The sequence below is a fragment of the Erythrobacter sp. SN021 genome (genome assembly GCF_021864455.1).
In genome coordinates this window covers 1-582 of the sequence record NZ_JAKKUW010000047.1, presented here as the reverse complement: position 1 = coordinate 582, position 582 = coordinate 1, and the positions used below count along the sequence as shown (strand labels likewise).

The following is a 582-nucleotide window of genomic DNA, read 5'->3' as shown; positions in this document are numbered from 1 at the left end:
GTATAGGGCCGGTCGGCATTGGCGAGCGCGTTGAACGCGTAACTGTCGTTCGACTGCGTCGTCTGCGCGATCTGTCCGGCGGGATTGTAGGCAAAGCCGCGCGTGTTGTCCGCTGAACTACCCACGAGATTGGTCACCAGCGAACTCAAGCGCCCGAGCGGATCAAGCGCGACCGATTGCGAGGTGCCGTTGGCATAGGTCAGACCGGTCGGTTCACCGGCGCTGTTATAACCCCAGTTCGCCAGAATGGTCGCGCCACCATTTTCGCGCATCCGCAGAATCGACCCATCCGTCAGATATTCATAAGTGACGAAAAACCCATCGGGATAGGTCATCCGCGTGCGTCTGCCCGCTGCATCGTATTGATAGCCCAGCGTGCCATGCGGGCCTGACTGGCTCGTGTTTCTTCCCAACGCATCATGACCGAAAGTCAGGGTCTGGCCGTTCTGCACCGCTTGTGTCAGCCGCCCCAGCAAATCGTAGGCGTAGCTTGCATCCGGCTCTGAGCCGGGCAGGTTCTTCGAGACGAGCCGGTTCAGATTGTCATAGCCATAACCGATCGTCTGCCCGTCGCGCAGGCGC

General features: G+C 60.1%; 1 pseudogene. It reads right to left on the bottom strand.

The features are described 5' to 3' along the window. A pseudogene (locus L5849_RS14875) lies at positions 1-582 on the bottom strand (hypothetical protein); the annotation flags it as partial.